General features: G+C 40.5%; 18 protein-coding genes and 4 pseudogenes. 9 read left to right on the plus strand and 13 right to left on the minus strand.

Annotated features, from left to right (window positions below; all coding sequences use genetic code 11):
• Positions 1–77 precede the first annotated feature (77 nt).
• Positions 78–2,498, plus strand: a complete 2,421-nt coding sequence (locus PREBIDRAFT_RS07775; protein WP_004338076.1) for an AAA family ATPase — start codon at positions 78–80, stop codon at positions 2,496–2,498.
• Between the two features lie 189 nt (positions 2,499–2,687).
• Here the strand turns inward: PREBIDRAFT_RS07775 and PREBIDRAFT_RS07780 are convergent.
• The 4 genes and pseudogenes from PREBIDRAFT_RS07780 to PREBIDRAFT_RS07795 form a co-directional block, all read right to left on the minus strand.
• A pseudogene (locus tag PREBIDRAFT_RS07780) lies at positions 2,688–3,044 on the minus strand (glycoside hydrolase family protein); the annotation flags it as partial.
• Between the two features lie 9 nt (positions 3,045–3,053).
• Positions 3,054–4,610 (minus strand): IS1634 family transposase, encoded by a 1,557-nt coding sequence (locus PREBIDRAFT_RS07785; RefSeq protein ID WP_004339611.1) that lies wholly within the window; start codon positions 4,608–4,610, stop codon positions 3,054–3,056.
• 104 nt (positions 4,611–4,714) lie between these two features.
• A pseudogene (locus tag PREBIDRAFT_RS07790) lies at positions 4,715–4,870 on the minus strand (relaxase); the annotation flags it as partial.
• Positions 4,867–5,247, minus strand: coding sequence for a plasmid mobilization protein (locus PREBIDRAFT_RS07795; protein WP_004337249.1), 381 nt, complete (start codon positions 5,245–5,247; stop codon positions 4,867–4,869). The pseudogene PREBIDRAFT_RS07790 and the gene PREBIDRAFT_RS07795, both read right to left, overlap by 4 nt.
• 590 nt (positions 5,248–5,837) lie before the next feature.
• On the opposite strand from PREBIDRAFT_RS07795, the gene PREBIDRAFT_RS07800 reads away from it, so the two are divergent.
• The 6 genes and pseudogenes from PREBIDRAFT_RS07800 to PREBIDRAFT_RS07825 form a co-directional block, all read left to right on the plus strand.
• Positions 5,838–6,641 carry a division plane positioning ATPase MipZ gene (locus PREBIDRAFT_RS07800; protein WP_004337248.1) on the plus strand — a complete coding sequence of 268 codons (804 nt, stop codon included), beginning with the start codon at positions 5,838–5,840 and terminating at the stop codon, positions 6,639–6,641.
• Complete coding sequence (locus PREBIDRAFT_RS07805) at positions 6,628–7,155, plus strand: DUF3408 domain-containing protein (protein ID WP_004337247.1); 528 nt, start codon at positions 6,628–6,630, stop codon at positions 7,153–7,155. The genes PREBIDRAFT_RS07800 and PREBIDRAFT_RS07805 overlap by 14 nt, the downstream gene beginning before the upstream one ends.
• On the plus strand, positions 7,152–7,922 hold the full coding sequence (locus PREBIDRAFT_RS07810) for a hypothetical protein (RefSeq protein ID WP_004339618.1): 771 nt from the start codon (positions 7,152–7,154) through the stop codon (positions 7,920–7,922). Before PREBIDRAFT_RS07805 ends, PREBIDRAFT_RS07810 begins: the two co-directional genes overlap by 4 nt.
• 133 nt (positions 7,923–8,055) lie before the next feature.
• The gene (locus PREBIDRAFT_RS07815; protein WP_004337244.1) at positions 8,056–8,355 is read left to right on the plus strand and encodes a DUF4134 domain-containing protein; all 300 of its coding nucleotides are present in this window, start codon (positions 8,056–8,058) and stop codon (positions 8,353–8,355) included.
• Between the two features lie 4 nt (positions 8,356–8,359).
• The gene (locus PREBIDRAFT_RS07820; protein ID WP_004337243.1) at positions 8,360–8,695 is read left to right on the plus strand and encodes a DUF4133 domain-containing protein; all 336 of its coding nucleotides are present in this window, start codon (positions 8,360–8,362) and stop codon (positions 8,693–8,695) included.
• Positions 8,692–10,197: pseudogene (locus PREBIDRAFT_RS07825) on the plus strand (TraG family conjugative transposon ATPase); the annotation flags it as partial. The gene PREBIDRAFT_RS07820 and the pseudogene PREBIDRAFT_RS07825, both read left to right, overlap by 4 nt.
• A gap of 65 nt (positions 10,198–10,262) precedes the next feature.
• On the opposite strand, the gene PREBIDRAFT_RS07830 reads toward PREBIDRAFT_RS07825, so the two are convergent.
• Positions 10,263–11,156 (minus strand): exonuclease domain-containing protein, encoded by an 894-nt coding sequence (locus PREBIDRAFT_RS07830; protein ID WP_004337239.1) that lies wholly within the window; start codon positions 11,154–11,156, stop codon positions 10,263–10,265.
• A gap of 39 nt (positions 11,157–11,195) precedes the next feature.
• Between PREBIDRAFT_RS07830 and PREBIDRAFT_RS07835 the strand changes: the two genes are divergently transcribed.
• Positions 11,196–12,176: an IS982 family transposase gene (locus tag PREBIDRAFT_RS07835; protein ID WP_036875539.1), complete on the plus strand. Its 981-nt coding sequence runs from the start codon at positions 11,196–11,198 to the stop codon at positions 12,174–12,176.
• Positions 12,177–12,355: 179 nt separating this feature from the next.
• Here the strand turns inward: PREBIDRAFT_RS07835 and PREBIDRAFT_RS07840 are convergent, their stop codons facing one another.
• A complete protein-coding gene (locus PREBIDRAFT_RS07840; RefSeq protein ID WP_004335587.1) occupies positions 12,356–14,668 on the minus strand; it encodes a S8 family peptidase in 2,313 nt (770 codons plus the stop codon).
• 6 nt (positions 14,669–14,674) lie between these two features.
• Positions 14,675–15,766: an AAA family ATPase gene (locus PREBIDRAFT_RS07845; protein WP_004335589.1), complete on the minus strand. Its 1,092-nt coding sequence runs from the start codon at positions 15,764–15,766 to the stop codon at positions 14,675–14,677.
• 610 nt (positions 15,767–16,376) lie between these two features.
• Here PREBIDRAFT_RS07845 and PREBIDRAFT_RS11890 point away from each other — a divergent pair.
• Positions 16,377–16,550 (plus strand): annotated as a pseudogene (locus PREBIDRAFT_RS11890) (helix-turn-helix domain-containing protein); the annotation flags it as partial.
• 320 nt (positions 16,551–16,870) lie between these two features.
• On the opposite strand, the gene PREBIDRAFT_RS07850 reads toward PREBIDRAFT_RS11890, so the two are convergent.
• The 6 genes from PREBIDRAFT_RS07850 to PREBIDRAFT_RS07875 all read right to left on the minus strand — a co-directional run bounded on the left by PREBIDRAFT_RS07850 (position 16,871) and on the right by PREBIDRAFT_RS07875 (position 21,816).
• Positions 16,871–17,938: a nucleotidyl transferase AbiEii/AbiGii toxin family protein gene (locus PREBIDRAFT_RS07850; protein ID WP_004335591.1), complete on the minus strand. Its 1,068-nt coding sequence runs from the start codon at positions 17,936–17,938 to the stop codon at positions 16,871–16,873.
• On the minus strand, positions 17,935–18,645 hold the full coding sequence (locus PREBIDRAFT_RS07855) for a DUF6577 family protein (protein ID WP_004335594.1): 711 nt from the start codon (positions 18,643–18,645) through the stop codon (positions 17,935–17,937). The genes PREBIDRAFT_RS07850 and PREBIDRAFT_RS07855 overlap by 4 nt, the downstream gene beginning before the upstream one ends.
• Before the next feature lie 96 nt (positions 18,646–18,741).
• Positions 18,742–19,050, minus strand: a complete 309-nt coding sequence (locus PREBIDRAFT_RS07860) for a helix-turn-helix domain-containing protein (RefSeq protein WP_004339626.1) — start codon at positions 19,048–19,050, stop codon at positions 18,742–18,744.
• Positions 19,038–21,098, minus strand: coding sequence for a bifunctional DNA primase/helicase (locus PREBIDRAFT_RS07865; RefSeq protein WP_004335597.1), 2,061 nt, complete (start codon positions 21,096–21,098; stop codon positions 19,038–19,040). Before PREBIDRAFT_RS07865 ends, PREBIDRAFT_RS07860 begins: the two co-directional genes overlap by 13 nt.
• Positions 21,095–21,475: a hypothetical protein gene (locus PREBIDRAFT_RS07870; RefSeq protein ID WP_004335599.1), complete on the minus strand. Its 381-nt coding sequence runs from the start codon at positions 21,473–21,475 to the stop codon at positions 21,095–21,097. The genes PREBIDRAFT_RS07865 and PREBIDRAFT_RS07870 overlap by 4 nt, the downstream gene beginning before the upstream one ends.
• Positions 21,475–21,816 (minus strand): helix-turn-helix domain-containing protein, encoded by a 342-nt coding sequence (locus PREBIDRAFT_RS07875; protein WP_004339630.1) that lies wholly within the window; start codon positions 21,814–21,816, stop codon positions 21,475–21,477. The genes PREBIDRAFT_RS07870 and PREBIDRAFT_RS07875 overlap by 1 nt, the downstream gene beginning before the upstream one ends.
• Between the last annotated feature and the right edge of the window lie 255 nt (positions 21,817–22,071).

Genomic DNA, 22,071 nt, shown 5'->3' on the forward strand with positions numbered 1-22,071 from the left:
AGCAAAAGAAAGTCGCAAAATACAATTTATTATATTGAAATTAAATAAAAAAAAGTATATTTGCAAAAAATCACTTTATGTTTGAGAATTTTAAGAAAATAAATATAAAAGGAGGATATTTTGATGAAGAAACCGAGTTGCGGCTCTTCAATGAAGATTCATTAAGCATCCTCTATGGTCGAAATGGTAGCGGTAAAAGTACAATAGCTCGCTGTCTGAAACAGTTGTGTGAAACTGAAGAAGAACGAATTAAACGTGAAGAGAATATAGCACAAGGTAAGGAGACAAACTATACCGTGAGTAGTGATGTTTCTATAACAGATGAATATAAACCTAATGTTTTCGTATTTGACGAAGATTTTTTACAGAATAACATAAAGGTTAAAGATGATGGTCTCAATGCTATCATTATGTTAGGAGAGCAAGTTGAGTTAGATGAACAAATCAATGCGAATAATGAAAAACTTAGTAAAAAGGTTGAAGAACTTAACCAACAAGAAGAACTACTAAGGAAATATGAAAATAAAGAAGATAACGTATCACCATTATATTATTGGGAACAGATACGGAATGGGCTGCGTGAGGAAGGAGGATGGGCTGATATAGACCGTGAATTGAAAGGTAATTCTGTTAAAAGTCGTGTTACAGAAGATTTGATAGATAAATTGATAAAAATAGATGAACCAAAAGAGTCATATTCAGAACTGCGAGAGCAAGTAATGGCTGATAAAAACTTATATTTGCAATCAGAGAATTCCCAACCAATCATTTGGGATGTAGGAGAACTAAAGCTGCCTAACAATTTGGATGACCTAACAGTGTTACTCAAGAAACCCTTAGACTCACCAGAATTGACGGAAAGAGAGCATCGCTTGATGGAGCTTTTAAAAAAAATTAGCCAAGAACAACAACATTTTGAACTAAATCATACCCAACATATATTAGAAGAAGGTTGGAGTTTTTGTCCACTCTGTTTAAGAGAAATTACAACAGAGGATAGAGCTTCTATATCAGAAGTATTGTCACATATTCTAATGGAAGAAGCAAAAGAGTTTACTTCAAGGATAATTTCGGAACAAAGCCTTTTTGCAGCAATAGAAATGGATTTTCCGAAATTCCCTGGCGACTTGAATACAAAAGAACTCCATAATGCTATCACAGCCAAGGAAAAATTAAACAAAATGCTATCTATCATTTGGAAGATTATAGAACAACGGAGACGAGATATTTATAAACCATTAGAGAAACCATTTACGGAGGAGATAATCAATGATTATATTAAAGCTCGTGTTATTTGGGAAACAGCGATAGAGCAAATAAGGAAATGTGTAGAAATATTTAACGGCACTGTTAACAAGCGGAATAAGTTATTAGTAAAAGTTCGGCATGAAAATAACCTTATGGCAAAGAAACGGTTCTCATTAACATTAAACCAATACCAAAAAGCCTTAACTAACAAAAATCAGATTCTAAAGAAATCTCAGGAACTGAAAGAGGAAAAGGATAAAATAGATGCAGATGTCAAGGAGCTGAAAATGAAGAGAGAACGGACTGACATAGCATTAGAATATATTAACAAAGAACTGCAGTATGTATTTTATAGTAATCGAAAAATACAACTTGTCGCAGGAGAGGGTTGTTATAAACTCATGGCTAATGGGAAAAAGGTAAAACCCAAGAAAATTAGCGTAGGCGAACGAAATGTATTGGGACTTTGTTATTTCTTTGCCATGCTCTTTAGTGGAAAGAAAGATGAAGATAAATATGCATCGGAATACTTAATAGTAATAGACGATCCTATATCAAGTTTTGACTATGGAAACAGGTTGGGCGTAATGTCATTATTGAGATATCAATTTTGTAACATAACAAAAGGCAATGCAAATAGTAGGCTACTTGTTATGTCTCACGATTTGCAATCTGTATTTGACTTAGTTAAAATTAGAAGAGATCTGAATGATGAACGAGGAAAGATGGCGTTTCTTGAGTTAAAAAATAAATGTATAGAAGATCAAAAAGGGAGAAACGAATATAAAAAGTTAATAACGCATGTTTTTGAGTATGCAAATAACATGCACCCAGAAGATTTAGATGAAATTCAGGAAATGAGCATTGGTAATTTTATTCGAAGAATGTTAGAGGCTTTTTCAAGTTTCTGTTATAATAAATCCTTTGAGTCCATGCTACGGATGGATGGAATACTTAATAATATACCAGAGGATAAACGAGTATATTATGAGAATTTTATGTGCCGACTTGCATTGAATGGTGAGAGTCATGAAGAGGAGCATACATATACTTTAAACAATTTTGAATCTCTATTCACTAAGGAGGAAAAACAACAAACAGCCAAGAGTGTACTGCGATTCCTATTGTATGTAAATAAACCCCATATAGAGGCTTATCTGAATGAAAAGTGTGTAACAAAAATATTAGGTTGGAAGACAGAGGAAGATAATTGGATTTCATCTGGATTAGAAACTATGGTAGGATTATAAAATAGGTATGGCAAAAAACTCTACTAAAGAAAAAAAATGAAATACAAAGGTAACGATGTATCTATTGGATATTCGATTACCCACTTAGAAGAAGAGGTGTGTGCCTGTATCATACCTCTCTTGCAAGCTCCCAAAAACCTATCAGTTTTTATAATACTACTACATTGGTAAAAGACTTTATAATAGTTGTCAAATTACATAAAACAAGGCAAACTCTACCTGTCTCCGTTTCACTAATCCATACAGCACCTTCCCCTTATACCTGCAAAAGGAGACATACTCCCGATAAAAGTTCCTATCTCCAGCCTCTATCTTTTTCAGCAATCGGCTTTTGGGGTGCTTGCCATAACCAAGCAATCGCCCCACGCCCACATTGTAGGCAAGCAAGGTTAGTAGCAGCGCATCCTTACCATATCCTTTGAAGTGTTCAAAGCATTTCCAAAGGTCAGCACGGAGCAGGGAGTCCGCCTGCCGTTCCGTCATATCCGCAGTGAAACACTCTCCTGCTTGCAGCTGATGCCCATATCCAATATACGGATAATTCTCCTGACTTCGTCATTGCGTCACCCAAAAATCCTCATCAAATAGTTTAGCTATTTTCTGATGCCTTGTCATCAGCATTGTTTGTGTATAAACCTCCTTGTTCAGAGGTAGCTTGATTTGTATCGTTGTGATTGTCTTTGCCAATGCAAGCACCTTGTCTACGCTCATCTTAATCTCTGAGGCCTTCAGCATACGCTCCAATTCCTTGTATACTTTCAAAGCCACGAAACAGATACATATATGGGCCTCGATTCGTTTGCGTGTAAAATGGAACATGGGACGTATCTCTATCTTTGATTTTGCTATACGGAAAGCCCTTTCTACATGCCAAAGGTTGTGATATGCCGTGTATACATTCTGTATCGGCATATCCGTATTGGTGATATATCCTTTTAGGCCGTCCCATTTGGAGTCGTCGGCAACACGGTCATAGTTGATAGCGACTTTCACTTCACCATCTATGGATAAAAACTTATTGTAGCCTCTTTTGTTGATGTTGCCTTTAGTGAGCACACCATGCTTGTAAGCTTTTTCTAACCTGCGTATACCTTTTTCGCGGTTATAGGCATCTTTCTTTGCACGATCATCAGTATAGCCGACCAAGAGACGCCGTCCGCCTCCTTTGTCATATTCAACCATCTGGCAGTCGCGCTTGGACTGTTCCAGTATCCAGTTCTTGACCTCCTGACTTTCATTCTTTATCTTCGCACCTATTATATACTTGTAGCCATGCGATTCAAGTTCCGCTATGTTGGCATTGTTCATCAGACCGGAATCTGCCACCACAACGAAGTTTTCCAATCCGTATTTGCTTACAAACTCATTTATCGTCGGCAGCATCGTATGACCCTCATATTTGTTGCCTTCATGGATGCAATAGGCAAGCGGATAGCCACCAAGGCTGACAAGCAGTCCAAGTATGATTTGAGGATTACTGTGACGTCCCTCTTTCGAGAAACCTGTCTTTCGTAATTCATCCTCATAATCTGCTTCAAAGTAAAGTGTGGTGACATCATAGAATAACACGCCGATATTGCCACCAAACAGTTTAGCGGTATGGTGCACACTTATATCCTGTACAATTTCGTGCTGATGGTCGCTAAGCTTGTCAAGATAGCGATAGATTTTTGAGAGATCCACATCTTCGTCAAAATGGTTTTTCAGGTATTCAACCGTGGCAGCCTTGCTCGTCGGATATGCCAGGCGGGCTTTCACGAGCTTGCGGAACACTTCGTCGTCAATACGGTTGAAGCCAATCCTGTCAAAAGTGCGGTCCAATATCAAGTCGCATCCGTTGAGAAGGATATTGCTGACATTGGACAGAACACGGCGAACCTCTTCACGCTCGCAGTCGCAGGCCTCACGTTCCTCGCTGAATAGATCAAGCTGGGGATGTCGGCGTAAATTCTCTCTGGTAATCCATTCTTTTGCTTCATTCACAAGATTTTCGACCTCGTCTTCATTATATGCTACTCCAATTGTGGAAAGTTCCTTCATTTTACCTCCAATTTTCTCGACAACAATAACTCCAATATTGCCAGAACGATGTCTTTTCTTTCTGACAAACATAGTTAAAAAACCTTTTGCGTCACCCAAAAACAGGTGACGCAAAGATACAAAACTTTGTTTATCAATTAGTTGTAAAATACGTATTTTTTGAGTGACGAAGTCAGGATATCAGCAAGCACGTCCTCCATCGTATATGTTCCCTCTTTGTTTTGATACAAGCCTTGGGCAAGAAGAATGCTTGCTTCCCCTTTCTCCACCTTTTTGAAGTTGTAGCCTAGTGCTCCTCCGAGGTTTTCCGTTGCAGAAATCTTCGCTATCATTTTTTGCGGTAGTCTATAGTCAGACTGATAGCCTGCTCCTGTAAGGTGATAATTTGAGCCGACAAATTTTCTAATTTTTCAAGCATAATCTGTGCGGTTTTTACGCTGTGATAGCTGTTGATGGCGCGTACGGTCTGGTTATAGAGGACACCAATCTTATGGATTTGCGCTGTCAGTTCTGAGAGCTTTCGGTAATATTCCACTGCGGATTTATCCACCGTTATCACCTTGAAACTCTCTCCAAGAATACGACCACGCACGAAATCTGACTTTGTTTCTGCACCCGAACGTTGAAACAAATCAATTGCCCTTTGCTGGTCTTTCGGGTTGGGAAGACGGGTATCCCATCTGTCCCATCGTTCTATCTTTTCGTTCATTGTTTTTATCCTGATCTAATTACGACTTTGGAGTAATTCTCTCCCCTTTGGGGCAAGGGTCTTTGTCGGCAGAAACGGAGTTTGTCGGACAAAGACACACCTTGCCAATATCAAGAGTTGATACGATTGAAGTATCCACCCTTGTGGGGTGTCTGCTTCGGGACGTTACCTCCATGTATTATTCTCGCCTGCAAAGTTACGGCAGATTTTCAAATATCTCATTATCAGCGATATTCACTCTTTTTCCTCGTATTTCCCTGCACTTCATCGCTGTAATAAAATCAGCAGAAATATCATTTATTTTGCAATCAGAACGAGCGAACAATAGTATGATAACACAAGCAAAAGATATATCATATTACCGCCTGCTTGCACCAAAGATGACAAGAAGGAACAATACATATTCATAACAATTTATTGTCATGACAAACTATTGTCAATACAACAAATTGTAAGAACTTGAAATCGTCCTTTTGGACTATCGCCCGAACCATACACAGTCAGAGCAAACTGTCTGCTGATGACTCTTAATAATGAGAGAATATCCAAACATCAAATAGACAAATAATATGAACTAAGAAATTATCATTATGGAGAACAAAGAACAACGCCCCCTTTTTCTGGGCTTCTCTTCCCAAAAGGGAGGAGTGGGAAAAAGTACTCTTGCCGAAATCGTAAGCAGCATATTGTACTACGAGCAAGGCATCAACCTCTTCGTGATGGACTGCGACCTGTCGCAAGACTCTTTCTACAAACTGAGGGAACGTGAGAAAAGTATCGTTCAGGAGAGCGAAGAGCTTTCCAAATCCATGCAGGAGTACTTTCATCATCTCGGCAAAAAAGCATACAGAATTTACAAGTCTGCACCCAAGGAAGCCGTCAGGACTGCACGAAGTAAAATCGACGGTATCAGCAACGAGAAGTACCAGTTGGTTATATTTGATTTCCCGGGACATGCTAGAACAACCGAACTGATGGAACTGTCCCTTCAGATGGACTATATCCTTTCTCCGATTGAAGCCGATATTCAGTCGCTGGTTTCATGTCTGGCATACGCCAAGACTATCACGGAGATTGGAGTTTCGATGTCCGACTCCCGGATAAAGGACATTACCCTGTTCTGGAACAAGGTGGACAGAAGAGTAAGGAACATCATCATCGATGAATATACAAAGCTCATCCATGAATACGAACTCACGCTCCTGCCTGGCTATGTATATGCCATGCACCGCTTCTCCCACGAACTTTCCACATACGGACTGCGCGGAGTGTTCCGCTCTACCTATCAGCCTCCTGCAAGGGGATTACGAATGGGTACAGGGCTGGACGAACTCGTCAATGAGATAATTCAACGTCTCAACCTAAAAACGAAAACAGAAAATGGCAACGATTGAGGAAAGAAAGCAACAGCTGGAAAACAAGTTGAAGAAAATGGCAGAGGACAATGTCGTGGTGAAACCTGTCACGATACCAAACTCCTTCGACCTTTCCGAGGATACTGAGTCCTCCCCTGCAACATCAGGGGAGGAAGATAATAATTTAGAAGAGACGAAAGAAACGAAAACAGCAAAAGAAAAACCGGTAGATGAAACAGAAAGAGAGGAAACGGGGAACACGGAACAGAAACGGGAAAGGAAGCTGAGAATGGAAAAGCCCCGCGTGTCCTCCCTTTCCATAGAGGACTACCGTTCCCTGTACTTTCATCCCGTCCGCTCCCAAATGCGGACAGCCTTCTCCATTAATCTGGAAACGCTGCAGAACCTGCGCAACGTGTTGCAGGACTTGGGGGAGCGTGTTTCCATAGCCGCATATATAGACAACATTCTTAGGGAACACCTGCGTGAACATTTGGAATTGCTCAACAGTGCGGCAGCAAAACAAAGACGCAAGACAACAATAACACTATGATGGAAACAATACTTTTCTGTTTTATACTGATACTCATCATCATTTGGATAATGCTGGGTATCCTGTACTTCTATATGCGGTATGTATCTCCGTATGGCATCCTTATCAAGAAAAATAAAAAGAGCAATGAGCAGACTAAAGAGAATGAAGCGACGAAGGAAAAAGACGGACAAAAAGGAGAAGGAACAGAAGATCAAGCCGAGTTTGTACTGATTGGCAAAAGCCGTTCCTTTTCCCCTATTATCCCACAAGTTCCCTCTGCTTCTTCATCTGAAAATTCAGAGCAGAATAGTAATAATTTTGCACCTCAGAACTTCGAAAAGAAAGAGGAAATGAAGGAAGAGGACAACGAGATGGACGTTGATTTCGAGATGGAGCGAGTTGATGAGAATGAGGTCGCCCGTGAGGAATTAATTCTGCCCATTGAGTCCACATCGGACGAAACTGAGATGTCAGGGCAGTCCGTCCTCGCACGTGACTTAGTCCGCCTGCAAAAATGGGCAAAGAACTGTGAGGAGGCTGATGAGAAAGAAGTCAAAGAGACCATTCGGCAGCTTCAAGACTCAGATTTATTGGATAAGTACAAGGAGAACATCGCCAAGATGCAGGGTGAGCAAACTTCGCTATTGGAGAAAATCCGTAAAGCGGAAGAACAAAGCGAGCAACAAGCAATGTTGTTTTCTCAAAACTCAATACCGGCAGATTCAAGCGCTTCTGACACTTCATCCGATAATGACGACGACAAGCCTCTTTCATATTATCTGTAAACAATCAACGATGGAAGCGGGAAAAGAAAACGGCTCATTAACAGCTACAAGGTTTCCACATGAAAATGTGCCTCTCTTTCCCCTTCCTTTTAAGAACAAGCAATTTTATCACACTTAAAATTATAACATACAAATGATCAAAAAAATTACACTGATGATGCTCCTACTGATGACTGCCACCATAGGAGCATACGCACAGGGCAACGGCATGGCGGGTATCAACGAAGCCACGAAAATGGTAACCTCCTACTTTGACCCTGGCACAAAACTCATTTATGCCATCGGTGCTGTGGTAGGTCTGATAGGAGGAATAAAAGTATATAACAAGTTCTCAAGTGGTGACCCCGATACGAGCAAGACCGCAGCCTCTTGGTTTGGTGCGTGCATCTTCCTCATCGTGGCTGCCACTATCTTGAGAAGTTTCTTCCTGTAAGGCGATGGCAGCATTTGAAATCAACAAAGGTGTAGGCCGGACGGTAGAGTTCAAGGGCTTGAAGGCACAGTACCTCTTCCTCTTTGCAGGAGGGCTGCTGGCAGTCTTCATTCTCGTTGTCGTGCTCTATCTCTGCGGAGTCAGCCAAGTAGCCTGTCTTGTCATAGGTGTAGTGGGTGCCAGCTTTGTGGTATGGCAAACGTTCACCATGAATAGAAAGTACGGGCAATATGGGCTGATGAAGAAAGGAGCAGTGCGTATGCACCCACGCTACCTTGTGAACCGCCGTACGGTCTGCCACCTTATCCGTAACCTTCAACCAAAGAAAGTGAAGCAATGAGAAATAAAAGCAAGATAACCACCTTGGAATCGAAGTTTCTGCTGCTCTCCATCGAGCAGGGCTGCATGGTGAGCAAGGATGCTGACATCACGGTGGCTTTCCGTGTGGAACTGCCCGAACTTTTTACCGTCACTTCTACAGAATACGAGGCAATGCACTCTGCCTGGCACAAGGCTATAAAAGTGCTGCCCAATTACAGCATCGTACACAAGCAGGATTGGTTCATTAAGGAGGACTACCAAGGAAAACTTTCCAATGGTGGACTGAGCTTCCTTGCCCGTTCCTCCGAAAGGCACTTCAACGAACGTCCGTATCTCCACCACTCGGTCTATCTCTTCCTTACCAAGACCAACAAGCAGCGTATGGCGCAGCAGAGCAATTTTTCTTCGCTCTGCCGTGGACATCTGCTGCCCAAGGAAATCACCAACAAGGACGAAGTGATAAAGTTCATGGAAGCCGTCGATCAGTTCGAGCGTATCATCAATGATACCGAGCAGCTAAGGATTATCCGCATGATTGAAGACGAGTTGGTTGGCACAAATGAAAAGGGTGGACTACTCGACATGTATTTCTCTCTATCTGAAGAAGGACACGCTTCTTTGGAGGACATCCGCTTGGGCGCAGACCTTGTGCGTGTGGGCGATAATATGCTTTGTCTGCATACACTCTCCGATACGGACGACCTGCCTACAACGGTAAGCACGGACAGCCGATACGAGCGATTATCAACCGACCGAAGCGACTGCCGCCTTTCCTTTGCCTCTCCCGTAGGGCTGATGCTACCCTGCAACCATATCTATAACCAGTATCTCTTCATTGAGGATAGCGACGCCAATCTGGAACGCTTTGAGAAGCAGGCAAGGAACATGCACTCGCTGGCACGCTACAGCCGTAGCAACCAAATCAACGAGGAATGGATACAGGAGTATCTCAACATCGCCCACTCGCAGGGACTGACCTCCATCCGTGCCCACTTCAACGTACTGGCTTGGAGCAGCGACAAGGAGGAACTTCGCCAGATTAAGAATGACGTGGGTTCTGCACTTGCTCTTATGGAATGCCACCCACGCCACAATACCATTGATGCGGCAACGCTCTACTGGGCAGGCATTCCCGGCAATGCAGCAGACTTTCCTGCAGAAGAGTCATTCTATACTTTCATTGAGCCTGCCCTCTGTTTCTTCACGGCAGAGACGAACTCTAAGGACTCGCTCTCTCCCTTCGGTATCAAGATGGCAGACCGCCTTTCGGGAAAGCCCGTCCACTTAGACATATCGGATTTGCCTATGAAAAAGGGAGTCATCACCAACCGTAACAAATTTATCTTGGGTCCTTCGGGTAGTGGCAAGTCTTTCTTCACCAACCACATGGTAAGACAGTATTACGAACAAGGTGCGCACGTGCTCTTGGTCGATACGGGTAACAGCTATCAGGGCTTGTGCGAGCTTATCCACCGCAAGACCAAGGGCGAGGACGGTGTCTATTTCACCTATACCGATGAGCATCAATCAAAATAACTATCAACCCCAATCCAAGAAAGATAGGGGTTGAGTATTTAATATAACATTTATTGGTCTTGCAGAAATTTCATCACTTCGTCAAACAACAAAACAGTTAAAGATTTACCTTCCTTCTGCATTTTTATCGCAGTCTCCTTTTTAGATGGTCCTAATTTATCCGCAATAATCAATATGTCAAGTTTCGTATTTCTACTAAAGCTTTTCAGCATTTGTGCATTAAGAGGTGTTAGTTTCTTGTCCAATTCATCTTTTTCTTCCTCAGACATTCCAGAACGTGCATATCTCTTGCTTGCAAAGAACTCCTTCGATGTTATATTGTGAATGTCTGTTATTAAAAGTCCATCAGATGAGACTGTATTTGTCATACGTCCTTTCAATTCCTTAGCTTTCCGCACATCATACGGTAAGTATTCTTCTTTATGAATGTACTTCTTAATATCACATTGTGACGACAAAGACAAAAGAATCTTTCCGCACGCTAAAGCATCATGTAATGCTTCATGATGTTCCTCCAGTTGTTTATGAAAAAGTGCTTTATATAAATCAGGTAAACTCCCAACTTTCTTTATGCTTTTACCTACTTCTTCAGTATCAATATATCCGTTGTGGTAGAGGCCTGTCAGTCCAAACTCTTTCTCACAATTATAGATGTAATTTAAATCTGCACCCTTGCTGTGGCATACAATTATTGCATCTCCTATAAAGTCTTTCATCTCTTCATAGACTTTAGGAAACTTTGGGGAGTTTTCCAATTTTTCAAACGTTATACGTTTAAGAATTCCTTCACAGAAACCTTTCTGGACTCTTATTCCTGTAGAGGGATAAATGGTAGTATAAAAAGTATCAACTTCCTTTTGGTCTATATACTTTACCATACCCACCTCGCAAACACTAGTTTGTTCATTGTTTAATTTCTCAAAATCTATAGTAACAAATTCCATATACAAACCCGTTGGCGGAATTAATTTAAGTTAATAAACATAAATAAAAAGTTGCACATATCATTGATTTTTAGTAACTTAGTAGTATTCAAAACGTTAAGTTTAAACCATCGTATGTACAACCTTTATACAAAATTCGTCAAAATACTTGAGATATGCAAGCAATTCTCTGAAAATCTCGTCAATGAATCGGGTAACGTTCTACGTCGTGGTTCTGTTCCTAAGTTTTCGGACTTGGAAGTGGTAGCATTGTCCATGACGGCAGAGGCAGAGAGCATTGATAGTGAGAAGTGGTTGTTCGACTATAAATTGCAAGAGTACAAGGACAGCATTCCCAATCTCATATCAAGGAGACAATTCAATGACCGTAGAAAGAAAACAGCTGGCTTGTGTGAGGAACTTCGCAAGAGGATAGCTATGGAAATGGATGGCGGAGAGGAACAGTTCTTTGTTGACTCCAGGCCAATAGAGGTCTGTAGGGTAGCAAGAGGGAAACGTTGCAAGATGGGACGTACTGGCGATTTCTCGCAAGCTCCCGACTTTGGATTCTGTGCTTCGCAGAATACATACTATTTTGGCTATAAGTTACACGCTCTCTGTGGCTTAAGCGGAGTTATCCATTCCTACGATCTGTCAAAGGCAAGTATGGCTGACCTCCGTTATATGAAAGATGTAAAACACACTTATCACGACTGTAGCATCTATGGCGACAAGGGGTATATTGGAGCTGACGTACAGCTTGACCTGTTCGAGACTGCACACATAAAACTGGAGTGTCCATATCGGCACAACCAAAAGGACTGGAAACCGACATTCGTACCGTTGGCAAAGGCGAGAAAGAGAATTGAAACGCTATTCTCGCAACTTACAGACCAATTCTTGGTCATCAGGAACTATGCGAAAATAACGAATGGTTTGTTTACCAGAATCATTGGCAAAATTAGTGCACTCACCATTCTGCAATACGTAAACTTCATTAACAATAGGCCCATTGGCAGAATTAAGTATGCACTAAATTAATTCCGCCAACGGGTTTATATGTAGTAATTTCTATTATATTTATGCGTATTGGCTTAAATTACCAACACAGCTCTACATCCGCCCCCAATAAACAAGTCTTCGGAAATTTATTCGTCTAAGTAAGCCCAAAAGAGACGACCCGTGGAAATCATATTTAGTCAACAAATTATATCTATTTGCTAATTATTATCAACTTGAATATCATTATTTACCTTAATATCGTTGTGAATATATCCTCTTTGTCCAAGCAGACTAAGGCATTCGGCATATACAGAGCCTCTCTTTCTTGGGTCTTTTATTGTCACAACGACTATAATATCTTGTGAAAGATCTTCTCCGTCTCTCTCCAGTGCTTGTTCTGCTGCATCACGGTATAAGCCATTGAGTTTCAAAGCCCATTTTCTATCTCCTTTCAATGCCTTTTCCTTGTTGGCGTTAGTCATCTTAGACAAATCAACAGAATACTTTTTGATAGGTTGGTATTTATCACCTTGTTCTATGAGCATACGTTCTTCTGCAAACTCATTTTTGAAAGCTTTTGTACTATAAAGTGATGCATTGAGTACGTTCTTGGCATCTTTAGACATTCTTATTTCATTACGCATTATGGTTCCCTCGTCCAAATGAACGCGCTCTACATGATCATAAGTTTCCAAAAGAACATCTACTTGACTTTGGCAATATTCACAACCTTGACTAGCATTTAATATGGGATTTACAGCCATTGTTAAGGTTATTTCACCGATATAATAGCCGTTTTCAACCAAACTCTGTGGATATGGAAAATCTAGAGAAACAATATTTATTCCTTTCTGCAAAGTTTGATGAAAAACCATTGTACACTCATTAGCGTCATTATTAAGCATATTCGTAATGGCAGATGGTAATCCGAACCCCATTTCTTTGCGGAATTCTTCAGCTGTTTTGGACAAACCTGCAGGGTAATCAGAGTTGTGGACAAGTAATGCTCTCAAAAGCAAAGGATTACATTCTCCTCCAATCTCTTGATTAAGATTAGCAGCTAAGGCTGTTACTCGTGGAGTAGAGAAGCTTGTTCCGCTCCAAAGGCAAAATTGTCTTCCCCATTCAGAAAATAGAGAAAGGTGAGTGTCTATATTGCCGCCATAGTGAACTAAATCTGGCTTTACAACGTTTTCAACACCAGGACCAATACGAGAAAAAGGACTCCTGTCGTTTTCGTCAGCATCATAATTAGTTGTCTTTTTGTGGGCAATAGATCCAACAACAAGACTTAACAAAGAGTCGGCCCCAGCTGTTATTCTTTGATTTTCCTCATGTGGATTGACATTACCAGCAGACTTACAAATCAAAATTTTGTTATTCTTCTGCAAACTGTCTAATGCGATACCCAAATCGGAATATCTGTCATTTTCTATTATTCTTGTGGTACCTTGCGAGAGATTCCAAATCTTAATCTCTGGGTATTTGGTAATCGCATTTTGTATGTTAGCCACTAATTCGTTTTCATATATTTGCGTTCTATCTGTATTAACTATACAACTCTTGATTTTGCAGGGTCCACATTTGGTCAAATCTTTATTTTCCAGAAAATCGCCATAGTTGATGACACTTGCTACAGCCGTTCCATGACTTCTGTTTATGTCTCCATCTACCAAATTTGCAATATTTTCTTCTCCGGTAATTATCCAAGGACGTAGGTAATCATTATAGTCTACACCAGAATCCAACAAGCCCACTATAGGATAGTTCACACCATCCTGCGGTAAAATAATCTCAATGTTAGAGTTGTCTTCGTTTGGCGCAGCTTCAAATTCTATTGTTGGCATTTTCCTGACAGCCAAGACACTATCCATTGATACTATTGTCTTTAGTGCTTCTTCAGATACGTGTGTCAAACAAAACAAGCGTAAACCACTCGCATAATTCAATTCCTCCAACTCAACACCAAATTCCCTGCATTTTGTACTCAAAGCGATACGAGAACGATGATTATACTCATTGTTCAGATAATCAACCATCTGCAGTTTGAGACGGTCATCTGTTACGATGTTCTCATCAATAACAGCCTTGTATCGAGAGATGCTTTCTATTGCAGACAATCCTACTTTTTTATTTTTGGACAAATTGGCTATATCTGCAATTCTGAACCCTCTTTCCATCTTGTGCAGATCTACTTCAGTATCGATCTTTACCAAAAGCTTTCCAACAGATGTTACTCCAAGAATATTTCGTTTTGAGTTCACATCCATCATTTTTCGCACTGCAGGACGATGTGATTTAGCGGTAGCTTTTTTGTTCAGTGTTACTTCTGTGAGTACAGGCATCGTTCTGTTCGTATCAGAAAACAACTCTGAGAATGATTTTAATTGCCTATAAACTCTTTCTGCATTGGCAGAAAGAGTAGTGTCATCAACCCATTTTGGTAAATCTTCAGATCCCCCACCTTCTGTCAAAAAGCGGTCGATTTCACCTCTGAAAGACACGTTCTGTATAGGAAATTCTTTTGCCATAATTCGCTATTTTTTAGATAATACATTTCTGACCGTTCTTATACTGATATTCAGCAGTTGTGCTATCTTGGCTTGACTAACTCCATTCGTGCTAAGGAATTTGATAAATATATCTTGTGTTTCATCTTTTCCATTATACTCAAAGATCGCAACCAAAACATTCTCATAGTCGATAGTTTCGCTCCCTTTGACAATTCCCTTTACCTTCAGTTTGTTGAACATAGTAGAAATGTCAGATGGGGACATTTCTTTTGTCAGGTTACATATCCTTTTCATCTTTTGAGCATCATCAACAAAAGGACAATTGAATCCAGACGTTAAGTTGAGAATTATTTTTTTTCTTGCATCATCATCAGGCATACCGACCTCAATTTTTGTTGTGAAGCGCCGCCAAACAGCATTGTCCAACAATTCGGGGTGATTAGTAGCTGCAATGAGAATGCATGAAGTAGGCATAGAATCTATATTTTGAAGCAAACTATTAATGACACGCTTTAGTTCTCCCAACTCATGATTATCATTACGAGCCTTGGCTATTGCATCAAATTCGTCCAAAAACAAAATACATGGCATACTGTTAGCGTAACTGAATATTTTTCTTAGATTCTTTGCTGTGCTGCCAAGCAGTGATGAGACAATTCCATCCAATCTTGCTACAACCAAAGGCATATTCGTTTTTTCGCTGGCATAATGAGCTATGGATGTCTTACCACATCCAGGCCCCCCATAAAGAAGCATAGACTTTGGCATGTTTACTCCAGCCTGTTCTAATTCATCACTGTGCTTTACTAATTCTATGAATTCATTTAGTTGTTTCTCAACACTATCAGAAAGGATAATATTTGTGCGCGTTGAGTCTTCCGGTATTACTTCAACTATTTGTAACTTACTATCAGAATCCAAAGGTAGCATACGCATAGCATCTACAGTTGCAATATTTTTAACTGTCGAGCTCTGAAGTTGTTCTTTTATGCAACGAGCCAATCGAACATTGCCTTCAGCTTCCAAACGGGTAGCTAGACGATTGGAGTAATTTATAATCTTTCTCCTATCGTTATTCAATCCTCCTTCTATTATTCTTAATATCTCTGATGACATATGGATTATTGGATATATTATTATTTTGCTGCAAAATTAATCAAATATATCTCAATAAAGCAGATGTTTTTTTTATTAACACATATTTAACATAATGTGTGAGAAAAATTATCATAATTGTACACGAAATCAATTAATGTGTAACATCTGAGTAAACTAAAAACAGATTTTAACTATATATTTTGTAAAGAATCTGCTATCTGACAACTCAATGCTAACCACGATGAAGAAATCCGTTAAAATTGTTAGAGGATTTAGTTTAAGTAAAAAGAATACCTCTTCAAGGGATAGATTTTATTGTTTACTGATATCTATTTATCTTCATCGTCGGTATCATTGGCCCAAACTAATGACTAAGGATGCCTATTCAGTAACTACTTGGAATAGCTTTGCTCTATAAGCTATGGAACAAACTACGAAATATCACGAATTCCATCAAGATCTCTATTAGAGCGAATACCATTACAAGTACTATTAACAGCAGAAGAGTCGCCTCAGGGACTTACAATCTTTTAAGAGAATTAAGCATTAAGATCTTTTAGTGAACGGCAAAGATACAAGCTAATAAAAAACATATTCGTTTTCCATGGGGACTCCATAAAAATAATGAAATACCTATATCCGCATCGAACGGCTGAAATATGCTGCCCAGTTACTAAAGGCCGACGACTGCAAAATCAACGAAGTGTGCTACAAAGTAGGTTTTAACAATTCCGGCTACTTTTCCAAATGCTTCTATGCCCAGTTCAGAATCCTGCCCAAAGACTTTATCAAATCTAACTGACACCCTTTCAGACAGAAAAGGAGAAAGGTAAAAAGAGTATTATGATAAGGTGAGTACTTCCGTCAACGTTTAACATAAATTCCACTTCGAGGTGTTTCAAGGCTAATTTTCTTGATTTTTTGTTTATCAAGTAATTTTATTATCTGATTATAGACCGGCTGTCCGCTAAAATGTGTAGCCCATGTTATTGAAGTTTGCATCGAAAACAAAAGTAACAAAAAGGGCTGAAGTCTGAGTGAGAATTTTAGCCCTTAACTTTTGTATGTCGAAAAGGTTTACCGATAGTAATAATTTGTAATTATTTGCCAAAATCTAACTGATTATTTTTGTAATAGTTCGCTCGTCTTGACCCAATAGAAGAAAGCTTCAGGTAGTACTTTCTTCAATTTGTTGAGTTTATTATTGACGGAAGGAGACAATTCCATGGCAAGTATGGTGTTTAGATTTCCATCGTATTTCTCAATTCTCGTGCTTGATTTTTCTATTGAGGTAGCAAGATAAGCCGCACGAGCCGAATCTACGATAGCTTCTTCTATGCGATATTTCCCCTTATAGATGTAGCCGTCTATTTTCTTAATGCCACTTTGTAGCATTTTGAAATCACCTTTACCCATTTGCCCTCTGGTAGCCAGACACAAGGCGGTCTCCCTAATATCCTCATAAATGAGTGACAGTTCAGCGGGTAAGCCCCGATATTGCAATTCTATTTTCCCTATTTGGGTGAAAGTATCCTTAGTGTGCTGAAAGTTACCGGAATGTTCAAACAGCCTGCCTACATCATACAGCTGCTTGATGATTTCCAGTGAGCAATCCCTGTCTCCCTTGATATAAGGAATGCCAGAGGTATTGGGGGCAAATGCTGTAAGTTTATCACCGAGAATATCATCAGCGGATGGCACGGTTACCTTCAACGGCTTATCATCCAATTCTATAAAAGGACCTTTAATCTCGACTTCTTCAGTAGCGTGATATTGTAAATCCTCGTACAGGACATCAAGCAGTATATATGCAGGTTTATCATCGTTCTTATAAGCTATGTGATAAAAGAATCTCGAGTGGCTCTTGGGAATATTCGTGTCTCTCTGCTGCCGTTCTTCAAGGGTTTTGGATATAAAACCGAACTTTTCTATATCTTTCAGATAGGGTTCAATATCCGTACCTGGTGGACAGATAATGTCAATGTCTATGGATAGTCGATGGGCTGATTCTCCCAAAATAAGCATCAGAGCCGAACCGCCCTTGAAACAGAAAGGGCAACCGGACAATTTCAGCATCTCCAAGAGCGACATTGCCCTAATAACTTTCTCTATCAAATTCAGGTCTTTATATTTGTTACGAACAGATATGGCCTTTATCCATTCTGCAGTCATACATTCCTTCTTGATCATACAAAATCTTTGATGTATTTTTCTATTTGCGGTTTAATATTGCGCCGTGAGGCATAACGCAGTAACATTCCTATATTCACATTATAGTTGGTAAAGGCATTCTGCATCATGTACAAGGACTCTTGCCCTTGCAGGTAGAAGAAATCCCTGTCACATTGGATATCAACTAAGAGTTTCTCAATTTTTGGTACATTTATGCCGTTTACTTCCTGTATGGGCGATTCTGAAACAAGAGGCTTCACAATAAAGGATCTTTTGTCCAACCGGATATAATCGGACATAATATCCTCCTTTGGCGAAAGGAAACTGCGTTCGTGCATATCCTGTACAAAGTGGAAAATGGTTTCAGTGGCATCACGCTCCGTTTCTATATAGATATTGTTGTTATACGACAGGTGATGCTGTAAGTCAGACAGTATTTCGCCGTTATAGACACAAAAGTCCAATAAGGGATATACCGCTTTTAATTTCTTATACAACCGAATGGAGTGAGCATTAGGAACAGGATGGAAAATGTTTTTGGGGGTTGTTGTATATACTCCTTTGCTTATTCTGAATATTTTTTTTTCGTCCAACAACTTGCGTAAATGCCAAGACAACATCTTCTTGGAAAGTTCAATCTTCCCGGAAAGATACTCAGACAAGTCATTCGTCTTGAATTCCTTGTTGGCGTTTGCAAAATCTACAATTATATTACTGACGTTCATCCTGCTAGCATTAATGGTCCGGTGCAAAGATAGTTAGATTTTGGCAATAAAACAAATATATTGCCAAAATCTAACTTGTTATTATACCGTCTTTCGTTACCAACCATCTCGTTTACGCAACATTTCATCTATCTCTTCCCGAAGAAAAAGTAACCTGCCATTGGCTTTGAGATAGGGAATTTTCCCTGCCCACACCCAATTATAGATGGTCTTTTGCTCCACTTTGAGAATCTTGGATACATCTATGATATCCAAGTATTCGGGTTTCAAGGGAGGATGGACAGTTGTATCAACAGATTGATCCTGCAGGACAAGCAGGCGGTCGAGTTTATCCTCGACGCTTATCAGCTTGTCGAACAGGCGTTTTTGCCAAGTGTCTTCGGTTTTATAATCTATGTACGGCATAGTTCTCCTTTTTGATAGTTACCATTGGTATCTTGTGCCAAGATACGTTGTTCTTTCATATAGGCAATGTATTTCTTTGCAGTTCTGTCCTTGATTTCCATTTCGCGCATCAGAACCTCACAAAGTTCTTGGTAAGTGAGCTTGAAAGAATTTCGGAAGGCTTCTTTGACAACGGCAATGAGTTCATCAGTCTTGCGCTTTTCCTTGTCCTCTTTAGATTTCTCGCCACGATAGACGTGCATGTCCTCAGCCTTATCCCAGCCGAAAAGCATCATCGGTACGTCCAACGGACTTCCATCACGGACTTTCAATGCTTTTACGACCGAGTATTCGGGATTATCATCTTTTTCTATGGAAAGAATTCCCGCTGCTTTGCGCTGCAATTCTGAGCCGATATGCCCACGGAGTTTAATACCATTCGGTACGAAGTGTAGCACGCATATGATACAGGTATTATAAATCCCCGCCAAGCGATAAAGCTCGTCCACAATGGCAATACTTTCCGTTTCATCGTTGGCAGAACGTATTAAGTCGGCTATTCCGTCAATCACCACAAGGTGGATGCCTTCATGCCTGTGATGGAACAAGTCCATACTCTCACGGATAAGGTTCAGTCTGTCCTTACGAGACAGAGAGGCAAGGTACAGAGAATGGCAAAACTCCGGTACTGCCGTCAAAGAAGCCCTACGCAGTGTCTTACCCAAGTTCTTGTGCAACTGTGCCTCGGACTGTTCCGTGTCATAGTGTAGGACCGCCAAGCCTTTGGGATTGGGGGTAATCTCTAATCCCAAGGTCTTCTCTATCGGCAATCGTTTTTCTCCCAACGCTCCGGCAAGGATGGCACCCACATAGTTGCTCTTGCCTGTCCCCTCACCTCCAGTAATGCAGAACAGGTTATCCTGTGTGCCGAGTGGCACACCGTTTACTGCTACTACTGATTTGGAAATGTCCGGTGGATTCTCATAATCAATCTCACAGGAACGTAACATCATCATGGTTTGGCTATATAGATCCGAGAACATCTTGGCAAGCAGATCTTTCAGTTCCTTTGCCCCGTTGCCTAAGGCAAAGAAATCAGAAATGTCTTTTTCAGACTTCGTACCACTTAGCGGAAGTGAAAGGTTCAAGACCTTGTATTCCACCAGATGTTCAGACTGTTTATGTGCCTCCCGTACACCTGTTTCATCCGCATCATATAATAGTATTATATGCCTAAAACGAAGCTGAAGGCTTTCAATGATACTTGTCGGTATCTGTGCCGTTTCACTGTTGAAGCAAATCGCATTGAAGCCGTGTGCATACAATGAGAGTACATCCTTTTCTCCACCTGTAATGAAAAGCATATCTCCTTTGGCAGGAATCTGCTCCATTCCGAAGCAATAAGTAGCAGGCATCCGTCCACCATAAAGAAAGCGGATTTTTGGACTGTGAGGTCGGTATATCTTTACATACCCGTTTCCGATATAAGCAAATATAGGTTCCGTAGGTGAGCCATAAAGTTCAAACTTCTTATCTTCGGTAGATACACTTTCATAGCGTTTAAGACTCCGTACACGAAAGCGACGGAGTGTATCCTCATGGATGCCATAATGTGCCCAATAGTTCAGTAGACCATCGTCAAATGGCTGTATCTCAAAACTATATGGACGTTCTTCCGTACACTTGTTCATATCAGCCTTAGGAGTGGGAACAATAGTTTTTTTATATGCTGACGTGATATGGCTGCTATGCTTTTCACCATCACATAAAGAATACAATCCAAGTTCTTGTACTATCGTTTCCAATACTTCGGGAAAACTTGTTTTCAGGTTCAAATTACGGAGGGTTGCCACAAACCAGAAGCAATCCCCTGAATAGGTGGTATCTCCATGATCATAGAATTTGTAAGAAGAAGTTTTCCTGTCGTAGTAGATATGGCAAGAAGCCCGCCTATCGTCATAGAAAGGGCTTCGGAAGTTGCGATGAAGGTTTACCTCAAAGCCAAGGAAATGTGAAAACACATTCAAACCTCCTTGTGTAAGTAAAAGAATCTGTTCCTTTTCTATCATAGTTGTCGGTTTTTAGGATTAATACATGAACTCATGATGAGATTGTCCTTGAAACGGTTGAGCCGACCAAGAATCTCGTCGTTTCTCATACCTGATACGCGGAGCCGGTTACACTTCGTGGCTATCACGATAGACTTGAAGAAGTAGCGTACATCGCCACCCTCCGTGTAGCGATACCGTACCAACTGCTTCTTGCGCCAGCGGTAAAGGGTGGACTCTGAAATATTCAGAGTCCCGATAAGGTCTTTGGTTGTCATCTCCAGCTCGTCGTCAATGTCTTGGATAAGACGGGAGGTGCGCTCAACATACTGCTCAATACGATTGAGCTTGTCTATCAGTTCTTGATAGGCTTGGCTTTCTACTGCTATTATTTCCATCAGCGTAATCGTTTGGTTTTAATTGTTACATGTTCTATTTCAAGTTCACTGACTAACTGTGAAAGTCTTCTGAATGCTTCCTCAGTAAAAACCTCCAGATGAATTTCTGCTATAGGTAAAGGACCAGGCTGCCCATTACGTGCAAGAAACTCAAATATTTTGGTAGACTGGATGCCCACCTTTGAAGCGTACATCAGAATTTGTTCAAGAGTCATTGCTGTCTTTCCTCTTTCCCAGCGCGAGATCCGACTCGAACTAACTTTCAGAATAACAGACAAATACTCCTGCGAATAACCATTTTTCACTCTTGCTGACTTCAGCATTTCCAATAACTTTTTCATACTTATAAAGTTACTAAAGCACCGTTACAAGAGCAACCCGCCACATGCAAATGTTTGCACACTATGCAATCCGTCTTGCAGACGGTGCAAGTTTGTTTGTTAGTAGCGGAATACACAGTGTACCAATAAATATAACGAACTAAATCTAAAACATTTTATCACTCTTATATCTTTGTATAATTATTATTGTTTTGTAAAACTCCAGTGCAAGGTGCAAGTCCCTTTATATATAAGGGCTTGCATCTTGCACTGGAA

It is taken from the genome of Prevotella bivia DSM 20514 (assembly GCF_000262545.1).
In the GTDB taxonomy this organism is placed as follows: domain Bacteria; phylum Bacteroidota; class Bacteroidia; order Bacteroidales; family Bacteroidaceae; genus Prevotella; species Prevotella bivia.